Origin of the sequence: Nitriliruptor alkaliphilus DSM 45188 (assembly GCF_000969705.1) — a bacterium.
Lineage (GTDB): Bacteria > Actinomycetota > Nitriliruptoria > Nitriliruptorales > Nitriliruptoraceae > Nitriliruptor > Nitriliruptor alkaliphilus.
Genome location: NZ_KQ033901.1, coordinates 722,219 through 737,259, shown reverse-complemented (window position 1 = coordinate 737,259; position 15,041 = coordinate 722,219). Strand labels below are relative to the sequence as shown.

Annotated in this window: 10 protein-coding genes; all 10 read right to left on the bottom strand. The window is 76.1% G+C overall.

Going from position 1 to position 15,041, the window contains the following annotated elements; translation table 11 throughout:
- Positions 1 to 9 precede the first annotated feature (9 nt).
- The 10 genes from selB to NITAL_RS03390 all read right to left on the bottom strand — a co-directional run bounded on the left by selB (position 10) and on the right by NITAL_RS03390 (position 15,033).
- Positions 10 to 1,917 (bottom strand): selenocysteine-specific translation elongation factor, encoded by a 1,908-nt coding sequence (gene selB, locus NITAL_RS03435; RefSeq protein ID WP_281175587.1) that lies wholly within the window; start codon positions 1,915 to 1,917, stop codon positions 10 to 12.
- Positions 1,914 to 3,302 (bottom strand): L-seryl-tRNA(Sec) selenium transferase, encoded by a 1,389-nt coding sequence (gene selA / locus NITAL_RS28810; RefSeq protein WP_052664730.1) that lies wholly within the window; start codon positions 3,300 to 3,302, stop codon positions 1,914 to 1,916. Before selA ends, selB begins: the two co-directional genes overlap by 4 nt.
- A 98-nt stretch (positions 3,303 to 3,400) precedes the next feature.
- A complete protein-coding gene (locus NITAL_RS03425; protein WP_052664728.1) occupies positions 3,401 to 4,435 on the bottom strand; it encodes a heparan-alpha-glucosaminide N-acetyltransferase domain-containing protein in 1,035 nt (344 codons plus the stop codon).
- Between the two features lie 63 nt (positions 4,436 to 4,498).
- Positions 4,499 to 7,396: a VWA domain-containing protein gene (locus NITAL_RS03420; protein ID WP_052664725.1), complete on the bottom strand. Its 2,898-nt coding sequence runs from the start codon at positions 7,394 to 7,396 to the stop codon at positions 4,499 to 4,501.
- Positions 7,396 to 9,276, bottom strand: a complete 1,881-nt coding sequence (locus NITAL_RS03415) for a vWA domain-containing protein (RefSeq protein WP_052664724.1) — start codon at positions 9,274 to 9,276, stop codon at positions 7,396 to 7,398. The genes NITAL_RS03420 and NITAL_RS03415 overlap by 1 nt, the downstream gene beginning before the upstream one ends.
- A complete protein-coding gene (locus NITAL_RS03410) occupies positions 9,273 to 10,229 on the bottom strand; it encodes a DUF58 domain-containing protein (protein WP_052664722.1) in 957 nt (318 codons plus the stop codon). Before NITAL_RS03410 ends, NITAL_RS03415 begins: the two co-directional genes overlap by 4 nt.
- On the bottom strand, positions 10,226 to 11,227 hold the full coding sequence (locus NITAL_RS03405; RefSeq protein ID WP_083441181.1) for an AAA family ATPase: 1,002 nt from the start codon (positions 11,225 to 11,227) through the stop codon (positions 10,226 to 10,228). The genes NITAL_RS03410 and NITAL_RS03405 overlap by 4 nt, the downstream gene beginning before the upstream one ends.
- A gap of 155 nt (positions 11,228 to 11,382) precedes the next feature.
- Entirely contained in the window at positions 11,383 to 12,996 is a 1,614-nt protein-coding gene (locus NITAL_RS26970) for a hypothetical protein (protein WP_052664720.1), read from the bottom strand.
- Between the two features lies 1 nt (position 12,997).
- Positions 12,998 to 14,032, bottom strand: coding sequence for an ABC transporter permease (locus tag NITAL_RS03395; protein WP_052664718.1), 1,035 nt, complete (start codon positions 14,030 to 14,032; stop codon positions 12,998 to 13,000).
- Entirely contained in the window at positions 14,029 to 15,033 is a 1,005-nt protein-coding gene (locus NITAL_RS03390; RefSeq protein WP_083442074.1) for an ABC transporter ATP-binding protein, read from the bottom strand. Before NITAL_RS03390 ends, NITAL_RS03395 begins: the two co-directional genes overlap by 4 nt.
- Positions 15,034 to 15,041: the final 8 nt, after the last annotated feature.

The window sequence follows — 15,041 nt, the reverse complement described above, 5'->3', positions numbered from 1 at the left end:
GCACGGCGGTCAGGTCGGCGAGCTCGGGCGGTGACCGGTGAGGGTGCGCAGGCGGCCGTCGAAGCGGGTGATCCGCGTGCGGTCGAGGTGCTCGAGGAGCGGGATGGCGTAGCGGCGGGTCGTGCCCCAGGCCGTCTTGGCCTGGGCCGCGGTGAACGGGCCGACCTCCGCCTGCAACCGTTCGAGGACGGCGACGGCCGACGTCACCGCCTCGGCAGCGAAGGCGAGGTCACCGGTGCGCACGATCCTGCCGGCCTGCACCAGACGGTTGACCTCACGGTGGTCGAGGCCGACGTCCCTGGCGGTGGTCGTCAGGTCCGGCGGGGAGAAGGGTTCGGCCAGGAGGGCGGTCAGGAGCGCCTCGTCGCGGTCACGGCGCCCCCCGGCGGCCTCCGCGGCGCCGCCGGGCGTCGCCAGGCCGGTCGGTGTGCGCACGAGCCGGCCGGTTGCGAGGAGGTGGCCAGGGAGTCGGTCCGCGAGGCCGGCAGGGGCGTCCGCCTCGCCGAGCGCGGCCACGAGGCGACCGTGGTCGGTACCGGTCTCGCCCACGGTGGTCAGGGCGACGGCGGTCCAGCGTTCGAGATCGTCCTCGAGCACCGCGTGGTCGCCGACGGCGGCCACCCCGTCCGGTCGCGGCTCCGTCGCCGACAGGCCTGCCGCAGCGAGGGCAGCGCTGCCCGGGCGGGCCCCGGCCGTCAGCGCCAGCAGCGCGCGGAGCCGTCCGGCCGGGGTCGAGGCGGCCGCCACCTCGGCGAGCGCGGTGACCCGCTCCTGCCTGGCGGCGCGGCCACGCGGCGGGGGACCGGTGTCCGGATCGCAGACCTGCCCACCCGCGACCGTCTCGCGACGGCCGCCCTCGCGCAGCACCAGCCGGTCCCCGGCGACCAGGGGGAGCGGCGCTTCCAGCAGCAACCGCACCGCCCCCGTCGCCTCGTCGGGTGGCTCGCCTCCGCCGACGTGGGGGCCGACCACCGGGTCGGTCAGGGGCAGGACCTGGGCGGTCACGGCGGCCGACCCGACATGGACCCGCCACGCCCCCGCCCGGTCGACGCGGCGGCCGGGGAGGGCACGGACGACGACGTCGAGCCGCGAGGTGGTCCGCCAGGGGCCGCCCCCGACGACGGCGTCCCCGCGTGCGACCTGGTCGCGGTCGACCCCGGCGAGGTTGACCGCGACCCGGGTCCCCGGTGGGGCCTCGTCGACGGCACGGCCGAGGCTCTGCAGGCCGCGGACGCGGACCTCGTGACCCGCGGGCAGGATCCGGACGGCGTCTCCGACGCACAGCCGACCGCCACCGAGGGTGCCGGTGACCACGGTCCCGGCGCCCCGGACCGGGAAGACCCGGTCGACCCACAACCGAGGGCGTCCGTGATCGACCGCTGGTGGGTGTCCGGCCAGGCGCTCGGCCAGCACGCGTGCGAGCTCGGGGACCCCGGTGCCGCGGGGGCCGTCGACCACCACGACGGGTGCACCGGCCAGGGTGGTGTCGGCGAGGCGTCGGTCGATCGCGGCCCGGACCGCATCGACCCGCTCCGGGGTCACCAGATCGGCCTTGGTGAGGGCGACGGCCAGCCCGGGGATCTCGAGCAGGTCGAGCACCTCGACGTGCTCCTCGGTCTGGGCCGACCAGCCGTCGTCGGCAGCCACGACGAGCAGGGCCGCCGGCGCGGGCCCGGTCCCGGCCAGCATCGTGCCGATGAAGCGCTCGTGCCCGGGCACGTCGACGAACGCGGCGGTCACCGGGGGGGAGCCGTCGACCGCCGGCAGGACGCACCACGCGAAGCCGAGCTCGATGGTCAGCCCGCGCCGTCGTTCCTCGTCGAGCCGGTCCGGATCGGTGCCGGTGAGGGCACGGACCAGGGTGGACTTGCCGTGGTCGACGTGCCCGGCGGTCGCGACGACGCGCTGCTCGGTCAGCGGACGCCCGCCCGCTCGCGTGCTGCGGCCACCAGCGCCACCAGCTCCTCGTCGCCCGCGGGCGGCACGGTCCGCAGATCCAGCAGCAGCCGGTCGCCCGTGATGCGTCCGAGGACGGGAGGGTGGCCCTGACGCAGCGCGGCGGACAGCGCGTCGGCGGGGCCGTCCAGCGCCACCGCCCAGGACGGCAGCTCCCGGGTGGGCAGGGACCCGCCACCGACGCGACCGGTGGTCGCGACGGCCTCGGCACCGTCCCCGCAGGCCGCTGCCAGCCGCTCGGCTCGAGAACGCAGCTCGGCCGTGGTGGTGTGGAGCATGGCGACGGTGGGCAGCTCGTGGGGGACCGGGTCGCGCAGGTGGGCGGCCAACGTCGCCTCGAGGGCGGCTCGTTGCAGGGCGTCGATCCGCAGCGCCCGCGCCAGCGGGTGTCGGGCGCACGTGGCCACCAGGTCGGCGCGGCCAGCGATGATGCCCGCCTGCGGTCCACCGAGCAGCTTGTCCCCGGAGATGACCACGAGGTCGGCGCCGGCGGCGACCGAGGCGGCGACGGACGGTTCGCCGGCGAGGGGCGAACCGGCCGGAGGCTCGACGAGCAGCCCCGATCCGAGGTCGTGCACGACCGGCACGTCGAGCTCGCGGCCGAGCCCGACGAGGTCGGCGAGCGGGGTGTCCTCGGTGAAGCCGACGATGGCGAAGTTCGAGCGGTGCACCTTCAGCAGCAGCCCCGTGTCCGGACCGGCCGCGTCGCGGTGGTCGGCCAGGCGGGTGCGGTTGGTCGTCCCGACCTCGACGAGGGTCACCCCGGCGGCCTGCATGACGTCGGGCAGCCGGTACGACCCGCCGATCTCGACCAGTTCACCGCGGGAGACGACGACCTCGCGCCCGCCGGCCAACGCGGCCAGGACGAGCAGCAGCGCGCCCGCACCGTTGTTGACCACGGTGGCGGCCTCCGTGCCGCACGCCGAGGCCGCGAGGCCACCGAGGTGCGCGGTCCGTGACCCGCGGTCACCGGTCGCCAGGTCGAGCTCGACCGAGCTGTACCCGGCGGCGACCTGGATCGCCTCACGGGCCGCGGCCGACAGCGGCGCACGACCGAGGCCGGTGTGCAGGACCACGCCGGTCGCGTTGACCACCGCGACGAGGCCGCCGGACCGCGCGTCGCGGACCCGTCGCTCGGCGGCCGCGGCGACCTCGCCGACGTCCGGCGCCCGGCCCCCCGGTGCCAGCGCGGCCCGGAGGTGGTCGAGCTCGGCCCTGACCGCAGCGGTGACGCTGGCATGACCAGCTTCGGCGACGAGGTCCGGCAGCGACCGGACGACCGCGTCGACCTGCGGCAGCGCGGCCCGCGGGTCGGGCGGCTCGGGCACGGCGCGGAGGTCGGTCACGGGGTCCTCGCGGGGTGGCGGGAGGGTCGGCCCTCCAGTCGAGCACGTCGGCGACGCGACCGTGAACCGCGGACCCGGCCACCAGGCGGCCGGGACGGTCAGGCGCGGAGCGGCCAGCGATCGAGTCGTCGTCCCACCGCCAGCGCCGCGGCCGCGACGGCGCCACCGGCCGTCAGTGCGGCGAGGGCCGGCAGGTCGAGGAGCGCCGACCGCGCGATCAGAGCCACGGCGACGGTCCCGGTGGCCACCAGCGGCAGGGCCACACGTCCCGTCGCGGCCAGCCCCGGGGCTCCGCCGCCCCAGGTGGCAGCCAGGTGCCCCGCGGCCAGCACGAAGCTGGCCACGCCGGTGGCCGCTGTGGCCGCGGGCAGCGCCAGCAGGGCTGGGACCGGTGCGACGACCTGCGCGGTCACCACGGTGGCGACCATGGCCCACACACCGACGGTCCCGAGCGCCGCGCCGGTGGCCGGTCCGGGGGGCCTGCGGTGGGCCCAGACCCCGAGGGCGTGTCCGATCAGCACGAGCGCGACGGCGGCCGGCAGGGACACCAGCGGCACCCCGCCGGAAGGCAGTCCGAGCGCGGACTCGAGGGCCCAGGCCGTGGCTGGGTCGATCGCGTCGACGCCGCGACCGATCGGGTCACCGGTGACGGCGACCGCGGGGACGAGCAGCAGCAGACCGGTGACCGGTACGAGCAGCCACCGTGGCAGCCGCAGTGCGATGGCCGCGAGCCCGGTGGCGGCGGCCAGGCGCAACAGCTCGTCGAGGGCGAGGCGCGCCGGATCGGCCTCGGCCCGCGCCACGACCACCAGGCCGCCCAGCAGCAGGAGCACACCGGCACGCCGCCACCGGCGGCGGGAGGACCACGAGCCGCCGCTGTCGTGGCGCCACCCCGAGCCTGCGCCGGCGAGCACCAGGAACAGGCCGGGCAGCGTGTCGACGGGGGCCAGACCGCGCCACGAGGTCGGGCCGAGCGCCTCGGGTCCGAGCAGCGCGCCGACCACGAGCACCGTGGCGAGCAGCACGGCGATGCCGCGGGCGACGTCCAACCCGTCCCACCGGGCCGGTGGCCGCCGACGGCGACCGTTCCGGGGACGCGTCGTGCGCGAGGTGGCGGCGGTGGTGGCAGGCATCCGAGCGACCGTACCGAGGGTCGCCCGTGCAGCTGCGGAGGCTGGTCGAGAACGACGCGCGGGTCAGGGGCCCTCGTCCGGTGGCGGGTCGGTGGCGCCCTCCCGTGCTCGCCGTCGCGACGCGAGGAGCGCGGCCGCGCCGGTCGGCGGTGGGGGCGGTGCGACGGGCGGTGGCGGCTGCGTGGGCTGACCGGGGACGTGGGCCCCGTCGGCCCCCACGGGCGTCGCTGGCCCGGCAGCCGGCACCTCCGTCGTCGGGGGTGGCGGGGCGGACGGCGCGGCCCGGGGCGCAGCTGTTGCGGGCGGCAGGGGAGCGCCGGCGCGTTCCCGACGGCGAGGCAGGCGCAGGAAGGCCGCGAGGTCCCCGCGTTCGAGGCGGAGCCTGCGTGCCCCGACGTCGGCGGGGATGGTCAGCAGCGCGATCAGGAGCAGCCACGGGACGAGGTCGCGTGGTCGCCGACCCGGTTCGGTGCCGTCCCGGCGGAAGGCCTGCTCGGGTGTGACGTCGAGCTCCCCCTCGCCGATCGTGGCGAGGACGGCGGCTGCCTCGGCGCCGCCGGGGTGCAGGGCGTACTCGGCGGGGTAGGTGCGGGTCGCGGTGACGGTCCGGCGTGCCGGCTCGGCGCCGGCGCGCTCGACCGCGACGGTGACGGCGTGGACGCCTTCGCCGCCGGCCGCGACCGTGGCGGCGAACGTGTCGAGGTCCTCGCGAGGCACCGGGACCTGCCGCCGCTCCCCGTCGGGGCCGGTGACGGTGGCGGTGACCACCGTGTCGGCGGGCAGCGGCTCGGAGGCGGTCACCTCGATGCGCAGACCGTCGGGAGTCACCGACGCCGACACGTCGAACCCGCCACCGTCGTCGGTCGGCAGGGTGCTGCGCACCACGCTCGACCAAAGGTCGCGTGCCCCCTCCCAGCCGGCCCAGTGCGACGACCAGCGCGGTACGGCGTCCGAGGTCCACGCGACCACCTCGCCGAGCCCGGCCTGCCAGGTGACCAGCAGCGGGTCGCGTTCGTCACCGATGCGCAGCAGCGTCCGCGCGGTGGGCTTCTCGGTCGTGGCGACGTAGCCGAGCAGCGGGGGGGCGGCGTCGAGGCGGTCGACGATCGGGTCGGCCGCGGTCACGATCGGCGGGAACTCGCCCTCCTCGATCAGCGGGCGCGCCACCATCTGGACCTCGCTGGCGAGCACCGACGGGATCGATGCGAGGTCGCGCCCGGGGTAGAACCGCCCGCCGCCGGCGTTCGCCATCTCCTCGAGGACGTCGTCGGTCCCCTCGCCGGTCCCGACCACCGACACGGTGATCCCGGCCTCGGCGGCGCGTTCGGTCACGGCGACCAGCCCGCGCTCGTTGGTGAAACCGTCGGTGAACAGGACGATGTGCCGCAGCCGCGCTTCGACGTCCTTGAGCCCCTCGATGGCCTCCTCGAGCGCCGTGCTGATCCTGGTGTCGCCCTGCGGGTGGAGGCGGGCCAGCGCATCGTCGACGACCGACTGGTCGGGCAGCGACTGCAGCGGCAGGACCCACTCCGCCCGGGTGTGGAAGGCCAGCACCCCGACGGTGTCCTGCTGGTCGAGGTTGGCGATGGCCCGGGCGACGGCCTCACGTGAGATGTCGGTCTTGTTGACCCCGCCCTCGATCATCTGCGGCTCACCACCCTCGAAGGCGGGGCGGCAGTGGCAGGCGGCCATGGAGCCGGACACGTCCACGACGAGGGCCTGGGCGACCGAGGGGCGGCGCTGCGGATCCTCGATGCGGGCGAAGACCGGCAGGAGCTCCTCGAGGCGGGTCCCGTCGTACCCGCCGGGCCCGTAGGACCGCTCGCCCCCGACGACGGTCAGGCCGCGGCCGGCGTCCCGGACGTAGGCGTCCAGCGCGACGGCTCCGGCCTCGCCGATCTGCGACTCGTCGACGTCGACGAGGACCGCGGCGTCGTGCTCGAGCAGGTCGTCCAGCCGGGGGAAGCCGTCCTGGGGAGGACGAACCGTCGTCGGCAAGCCCCCGGCCTCCAGGAGACGGGCCAGCTCGTCGGCGTCGCCCGCGGTGCCCTCGACCAGGAGCACGCGGGCGGGCCCGGCGACCTGGACCGCGGCGACCCCGATGTCGTTGCGTGGCTCGGTCGAGGCGGCGGACTCGAGCCGCGCTTCGTAGCGGACCGTGCCGGCGGCGTCGACCTCGTCGTCCGACGGCGCGACCCGCTCGAACCGGATCTCGGTCGTCCCGGTGTCGAGCTCGACGGCGCGGCGCTCGATCAGGTCACCGTCACCGAGCAGCACCAGCTCCCCGCCCGCGGGCGCCCCGGTGTTGACCAGGGTCACCACGACCTCGTAGGCCTCACCGGCGCGCACACGGGAAGGCGCGTCCACCCCGGCGACGAGCACGTCGGCGCCGGCCCCGTCACCGAGCCGCACCACGTCGAGGGCGATCCCCGCGGCGCGCAGCTCGGTCACGGCGGATGCCGCATCCCCGCGGGTCTCGAGCCCGTCGGTGAGCAGGACCACCCGCCGGCGGTGCTCGCTGCCGGCCAGGCCCTGCGCCAGTCGGAGGCCGCGGGCGAGGTCGGTCTCGCTGCCGTCGACCCGTACCTGCAGGCGTCCGCCTGGCGGGTCGACCCGCAACGCGTGCTCGACCTGGGCGTCGCGTCCGACCGCCGCGACCGCCATCCGGTCGTTGCCGCCGCGCGCTGCGACCGCCCCGTCCAGCCACGCCGTCACGGCAGCCTGGGACGCGCTGGTCGAGTCGGAGGCATCGACGAGGACCACGAGGTCGAGGTCACCGCCAGCCGCGTTCCAGGTCGGTTGCGCCAGCGCGAGCACGAGCGCCGTGACACCCGCGGCACGCAGGAACGTGGCCGTGCGCAGGTGGCGGTCGACACGGCTGCGCCGGCGGGTGAGCAGCACGACGATGGCGGCGACGGGCAGGGCGAGGAGGGCGAGCGGTGCTCCGAAGGCCAGCGGCATCAGGCCACCCTCCGAGCACGTCGGGTACGACGCCGTGGCGCGAGGAACTGGGTCCAACACCACTCGGCGACCAGCAGGACCAGCGCGAGGACGACCGCCCACCGGCCGAACTCCGCCAGTCCGGTGGCCCCGTCCTCGGCGTCGCCGGCGAGCGGTGTGGCGATCGAGGCCGGCCGGGGTGCCAGCAGGTCCCCTTCGTCGCTGGTGGTCACGACTGGCACCAGGACGTCGGTGCCGTCCGGTGCCTCGATGCGCCAGAGCCCGGTCCGGTCGAGGAGCACGTCGGCGGGTCGCGCCCCGGGCGGTGCGAGCTCGAACGAGGGGGAACCGTCCGGGGGGTGGGCGACGAGCCGGCCCGACGCCGCCTCCGACCCGAGCTCGGGTGTGACGACGCTGCCGACGGGAACCGCTTCGCCGTTGGTGACGCCGCCGACCGCCCAGGAGGTGGCGTTGGCCACCAGGAGCGGCCACGCCGGACGCAGCGGGAGATCCGACATCGTGAGGTCGAACGGCAGGACCACGACCGGCACGCCACCGAGCCGGCCCGCGGCGAGCAGCGCGCCCTGCGGGCCGGAGGCCAGCGGTGTCAGGGACGGCGCGTCGAGCCGCACCGCGGTGGCGACACCCAGACCCGTCAGGTCGACGTCGGTCAGCAGCGGGTGCTGGGTCGCCTGGTAGGTCAGCGAGGGGCCTTCGACCTCGTCACCCGCGACGATCCCCTCCGGCCAGGTCGTCGGACCCAGCAGGAGGGTGGGAACCTCGAGCACCGCGGGGGCCGCGACCCGGTCCACCACGAGGAGGTCGACGCCCGCCAGCTCGGTCGGGACGGTGGGGGCCGTCTCCACCCGGACCCCGGGTGTCGCGGCCAACGCGCTCTCGACGAAGGTGCTGCCGGGTCCCGCGATCAGGACCGCCAGTTCCTCGGGGGCGGTGAGGACGACGCTGGCCTGGTCGTCGTGGGCGAGCACGTCCGGGATCTCGCCCGTGACGTCGGTCTCGAGCGCGAGCTGGGCGGTCAGGACCTGCCCGTCGTCACCGGCCACGGTGGCCACGACGTCCTCGCTGCCACGGGGGGCGAGCGCCAGCGGCGCCTCGAGGACGGTCACCCCGTCGACGTCGATCACGAGCCGGCCCGTCACCGGGGTCGACGCGAAGCTGCGGACCTGGGCGAGGACGCGGTGGTCCCCGGCGCCGGCGGCGGCGGTCGCCAGCCGCGTGATCGCGACGTTGGGTCGGTCGCTGCCGATGCCCGTGACGGCCAGTCCCGGTGGCGCCGCGGCGCGGGCCTCGGCGCCGAGGTCGCGGTCGGTCAGCAGGTGCACGATCGTGCGTTCACCGGGCCGCTGCAGCGAGGTGGCGAGGGTGAACGCGTCGACCACGTCGGCAGGAGCGTGGGAGGTGGTGAGGCCGGCGAGGCTCCGTGCGACCTCGCGGGCGTCGCTCGATGCCGCCAGCTCGATGCGGGCCCGGGCACCGGCGCTGACGAGCGAGACGCGCTGTCCCGGCCCGAGGGCCGAGGTCAGCTCGGTCGCCGCACGCCGGGCCAACTCGGCGCGGGTCGTCCCGTCCTCGACGGCCAGCATCGATCCCGACGTGTCCACGATCAGGATGGTGTGGTCACCGAGCGCCACGGGGACGGGGACGGCGGGTCGGGCCAGGGCGACGACCAGGGCGAGCAGCGCCAGCGCGGCGAGCCAGAAGGTCACGTCGCCGCGGAAACGCTGCCAGGGCGTGGCCGCGGTCGCAGGTCGGTCCAGCGCCCGCCACAGGTAGGTGGATCCGACCACGACCCGTCGTCGGCGCGGTCGCAGCAGGTACCAGGCCACCAGCGGGGCCAGGGCGGCGGTGGCCCACAGGCCGGCGGGGGCCAGCAGCCTCACCGGACCACCCCGGCGAGCCGGAGGTCACCGAGCAGGACGTCGCCCGGGTCGGCGCTGGCCGGCACCAGGACGTGCGCGATCGCGTGGTCGGTGCAGGCCTGCTCCACGGCGGTCAGGTGCGCCCGCAGGGCGGCGGCGTAGGCCGAGGTCGTGCGATCGTCAGCGCCGACCTCGACCTCCGCGCCCGTCTCGGCATCGACGAGACGCACGTCCCCGTCGAGCTGGGGCGCGAGCTCGTCGTCGCCGAGGACCTGCAGGACGACGGCGTCGCGGCGGGCGGCCCCGACCGCGACGATCACCTCCTCCCACCCGTCGAAGAGCAGGTCGGTGACCAGCAGCAACGGTCCCTGGGCCGACGTCCGCGCAGCCCGGCGCACCACGGCGACGAGGTCCGGACGCCCGGCGGGCCCCTCCCCGCCGCTCGGGACCGGTGCGGCCTCCAGGAGGGTGCACGCGGTCGGCAGCGCGTTCTGGCCGCGGGCCCAGCCGCTGCCAGCGGACGTCCGACGCGCGGTCGAGCCCGCACCCGGCCCCGTGGCCGGTGTCGTCGCCAGCCACAGGCGCAGACCGTCGCGCGCGCCGAGCACCGCCAGCCCCGCGACGAGCCGGTCGCTCTGGGACGCCTTGGCCCCAGCCATCGAGGCCGACCGGTCGACGACCACCTGTGCCGCCGCGTCGTCCTCGGCCTCCGTCAGTGCGACCTGGAGCTTGCCGTGCCGCCGCGAGGCCGCACGGTCGATCCGCCGCAGGTCGTCACCCGCCACGTACTCGCGGACGTCGGCGACGTCGGCCGACGAGCCGAGCCGCGCCGAGCGGTGGGCACCCGCGAACCGGCCCCGCACGCGCCGCGTCGGCGCCAGCTGGTGCTGACCGAGCTGCGCGATCAGCGCAGCCGACAGCGGCAGCGAACTCGTCGGCGCTGGCGCTGTCGGCAGCGGCGGGCCGGCCGTCACACCAGGCCCTTGACCGGTGGCTTCGGTGCCGGGACGGCCTCCAGGACCGTCGCCACGACGTCGTCGGAGGTGACCCCACCGACGACCGCTTCGTAGCCCAGGACCAGCCGGTGGCGCAGGCACGCTGGCGCCACGCCACGGACGTCGTCGGAGGAGGCCTGCAGCCGCCCGTCGAACAGCGCACGAGCCTTCGCTGCGAGCACCAGCGACTGGGCGCCACGCGGGGACGCGCCGTGCGCGACGTACCGGCGCACCGGCTCCGGTGCGGCCGGGCGTCCGGGGTGGGTGGCCTCGACCAGCTCGGCGACGTGCCGCAGCACGTGCGAGGCGACCGGGACCTCCCGCACCAGCCGCATGGCAGCGAGGAGGTCCTCGGTCGAGGCGACGGCCTGGACCTGGACCTCGGCGTTGCCGGTGGTGCGGGCGAGGATCTCGACCAGATCGTCGGCGGACGGGGAGGGGACCAGCACCTTGGCGAGGAACCGGTCGAGCTGCGCCTCGGGCAGGGGGTAGGTGCCCTCCATCTCGATGGGGTTCTGGGTCGCCATCACGAAGAACGGCTTCGGGAGCTCGCGGGTCACCCCGCCGACGGTGACCCGGCGCTCGGCCATCGCCTCGAGCAGCGCGGACTGGGTCTTCGGGGTGGCGCGGTTGAGCTCGTCGGCCAGCAGCAGCTGGGTGAACACCGGGCCGGGTTCGAAACTGGCCTGCCACGCGCCCCCGCCGGGATCGCCACCGCCGAGGACCGTGGTGCCGACCACGTCGGCGGGCAGCAGGTCGGGGGTGCACTGCAGCCGGGTCGAGTCGAGCGAGAGCGTCTCGGCCAGGGTCCGCAGCAGCACGGTCTTGCCGAGGCCGGGCACCCCCTCGAGCAGCACGTGCCCGCCTGCGACGAGGCAGGTCAGTACATCGCGGACCAGGTCGGCCTGACCGACGATGACGCGGCGCAGCTCGGCTTCGACGCCGGCGACGACCTCGGCGAAACGATCGGGTTCCACGGGCAGCTCCAGGTGATGTGCGGCCGGTCGGTGGTGGTCGGTGGTGTGGTGCCCGGTTGCAGTCACCGTGACTGCATCTGAGCGGCGGGTCGGTGGTCGTCGGTGGTGTGGTGCCCGGTTGCAGTCACCGTGACTGCATCTGAGCGGCGGGGTGGTCAGCGGGCGAGGCTGTCGAAGTAGTCGCGGACGAGGTCGCGGCGGGCGGCGGGGAAACCGGGACGCTCGATGGTGCGGGTCGCGGCGTCGCGGTAGCTGCCGAGCACGTCGAGGTAGGGCACGAGCGCCGGCACGTTCTCGCCCTGACCGAGCGCCTTGCCGGCGTCGGCCTCGGGACCAGCGCCGGAGTCGGCACCGGGCAGCTGCCACGCCTCGGTGTCCCCGACACCGTTCGGGGGTGCGAAGACGGTGTCGAGGTCGCGGCCCCGGCCGTGCGCCCCGTCGCCATCCTGGGTCACGTCGCTGCTGCCGCCCTGCCCGGCCTCACCCGTCGAGCCGCGTCCGCCGCCCTGGCCTTGTCCTTGGCCTTGGCCCTGGCCTTGGCCTTGGCCTTGGCCTTGGCCTTGGCCCTGCCCTTGGCCTTGGCCTTGGCCCTGCCCTTGCCCTTGCCCTTGCCCTTGGCCCTGCCCTTGGCCGCGGGCCTCGCCGCTCCGCAGCCCGGCCTGGGCGTCCGAGAGTGCGGCGTCGGCGGACTCGAGTGCGAGCTGTTCGAGCGCCGCCGCCTGTGCGCTGCCGACGGCGGCTGCGGCGGCGCTCGCACCGGCGGCCGCCGCACCCGCATCGCCACGGCGCAGTGCACCGGCAGCCTCGGCCAGCCCCTCGGCGATCTGCGGTTGCCCGCCCGCGACGGCGTCGGCGAGCTCCTGCAGCCGGTCGGCCAACGCGTCCGGGTCCGGTGGCAGACCACCGGCCAGGCCGGCGGCGAGCGCCTCGAGCTGGGCCGCGACCGTGTCACCCTCAGCGAGCGGTTCGCGGCCGAGCTCCCGCGCGAGACCGTCGAGCGCCGCGCGGCTCCCACGACGGTCCGGGTCCAGCTCGCGGGCCAACTCACCGCGCGCCTCGGCGAGCGCGTCGAGCGCCTCCTCCAACGACCGCTCGTCCAGCTCCGCGGCGATCTCGCGCAGCCGTTCGGCGGCGGCAGCCGCGGCCGGGTCGGCCGCGTCGAGCGCATCGGCGGCCGCCGCCAGCTCGTCGGCGACGGCTTCGACCGCGGCCGCTTCCTGCGCCCGCTGCTGACGGAGATCGGCGTGCGCGTCCGGCAGCAGCACGAGCCACACGGCGAGGACGACGGCGAGACCTGCGAGGACCGTCGGGCGACGCGGTGGCCGCAGCGGGCTGAGCCGACCGGTGGCCCGGGAGGCCGCCTCCTCGGTGCCGAGGACCTGGTCGACCGCGACCGGCCCCGCCGGGGCGGATCGCTGCTCGAACGCGGTGGCGTAGCGGTCGGCCCCGCCGAGCCACCCGTCGGCGGCCCGTGCCGCCCACGCGAGGGGCACCCGTCGCACCGCCACCCCGGTGAGCCACGCCACGCTCGTGACGGCGGCCACCACGAGGACGTGGACCCCGATCCGCGGCAGGACCACCAGCTGTGCGGCCAGGCCGAACGCGGCCGCCGCGGCGGCTGGGATGCCGATCGCCGCCGGCGCGACCGCCACCACCCGCACGAGGCGCAGGTGGCGCCGGCACCGCACCAGCAGCCGGTCGAGGGCCGGGGTAGCCACCGGCGCGGCGGGCGGCGACGGTCGGGTCGGGAGGTCCGCGGGCGCCGCCACCTCAGGTCTCCCGGACGCCGTCGCGCGGCCCGAGGGAACGCGACGCGAGGGTGAGGCTCAGGCCCGCCAGCAGCGTGTACCAGAGCAGGGTCCACGGCCAGACGGCGTCACCGGAGCGGCGTTCGGGACCGGCCGGCAGCGGCTGGAGATCCGCCTCGACCATGCCGACGACGCCGGCCTCCTCGACCATCATCGGTCGGTCGACCGGTTCGCCGAACGGGTCACCGAACCGGTCGCCGGGCAGCGCCGCGGCGAAGGGGGTCAGCACCGACGGCAGCTGCCCGCCGAACCCGGTGGTGGCGTTGGTGGCGTCCGCGAGGGCGTAGAAGGGGTTCAGGTACAGCGCGGCCGGCCGGTCGCTGCCCATCGAGAACCCGCTGGCCGCGAACTGCGCGAACGCACCGATGAGCGTGCCGACCACCAGGAGGAGGACGAACGCGTAGGTGGTCACGACGGCGCCGGTGGTCCGGCGTGCCCGGGACGAGACGCCGAGGGCGACCGCGGCCACCGACACGGCGGTCACCAGCACGACGAGCAGGCCGCGCACCAGATCACCCGGGGTTGCCCCGCCGAGCGCGAACGCGGTCGCGGCGAGCGGCGCCGAGACCACCACCAGCAGCACGATCCAGGCGGACGACGCACCGAGCTTGCCCAGCACGATCGAGCGTGGCCGCACCAGGGTGATGCGCAGCAGCCCGAGGGTGCGGCGTTCGCGTTCGCCCGACAGCTGCGCCGCGGCGTACCCGGGGGCCACGAGCAGGACCAGGCCGAGGACCAGCGCCAGCAGGTTCTCGAGCAGGAACCGGCCGAGCATCGGACCGGGCGACAGGACCGGGCCGCCGAAGCCGAACTGCATCTGCTCGGCCAGGACACGTCCGCCGATCCACCGCAGCAGCAGGAGCAGCCCGCCGAGGACGCCGAGGTAGAGCGTCATCACCAGGACCGCGCGTCGGCCACGCCACCGTTCCAGCAGCTCGCGTCGCAGCACCGGGTTCAGCGATCGGTCCGCCAGGCGGGTCCGTCCGACGTCGCTCACCTGATCACCCCCTCGGTCACGCTGAGGAACAACGACTCGAGGCCGCCCCGCTCCTCGCGGAAGTCGGACACGCGGCAGCCGGCCGCGATCAGGTGCGCGAGCAGGGCGGCGGCCGCTTCCTCGCCGCCCGGCACCTCGCAGTACAGACGCCCGTCCGCGACGCGGACCGCCCCACCGCCGCGGGCGACGACGTCGGCGGCCGCTGCGAGGCCCGCCTCGCCGTCGAGGACACGCACGGTCACCGTGTGGACCGACCGGAGGCCGGCGTGGATCTCGTCGGGCGTGCCCTGGACGAGGACCTTGCCGGCCTCGACGATGCCCACCCGGTCGCAGAGCTCGTCGAGCTCGGCGAGGATGTGGGAGCTGATCAGCACCGTCACGCCGTGCTCGTCGGCCAACGTCCGCAGGATGCCGCGCAGCTCGACCCGGGCCCGCGGGTCGAGACCCGAGGCCGGCTCGTCGGCGACCAGCAGCTGCGGATCGTGCACGAGGCCACGGGCCAGCGACAGCCGCTGCTGCATGCCGCGCGACAACCCCGAGACGTCGGTGTCGCGCTTGTGGGTCAGCTCGACGAGTTCGAGGAGGGCGGCGACTTGACCGGCCCGCTGGTCACGCGGGACGTCGTAGGCGCTGGCGAAGAAGTCGAGGTACTCACCGCAGCTGAGGCCGTCGTAGAGCCCGAACACGTCGGGGACGTACCCCACCCGGGCCCGGACCTCGCGGGGTGCGGTCCGTGGGTCGTGGCCGAGGACGGTCAGCTCGCCCTCGTCCGGGTCGAGCAGCGTCACGGCGGCCAGCATCGTGGTGGTCTTGCCGGCGCCGTTCGGCCCGACCAGACCGAAGACGCCGCCGGCCGGCACGTCGAGGTTCAGCGCATCGATCGCTCGCAGGTCGCCGTAGCGCTTGGTCAGGCCACGGGCGCGGAGCGCGGGGGGCGGGCCCGTCGGTGGGGGTGGCGGCGGCGCGAGACGCGCGTCCGCGGGTGGCGGTGGGAGCTGCACCGGGGGTC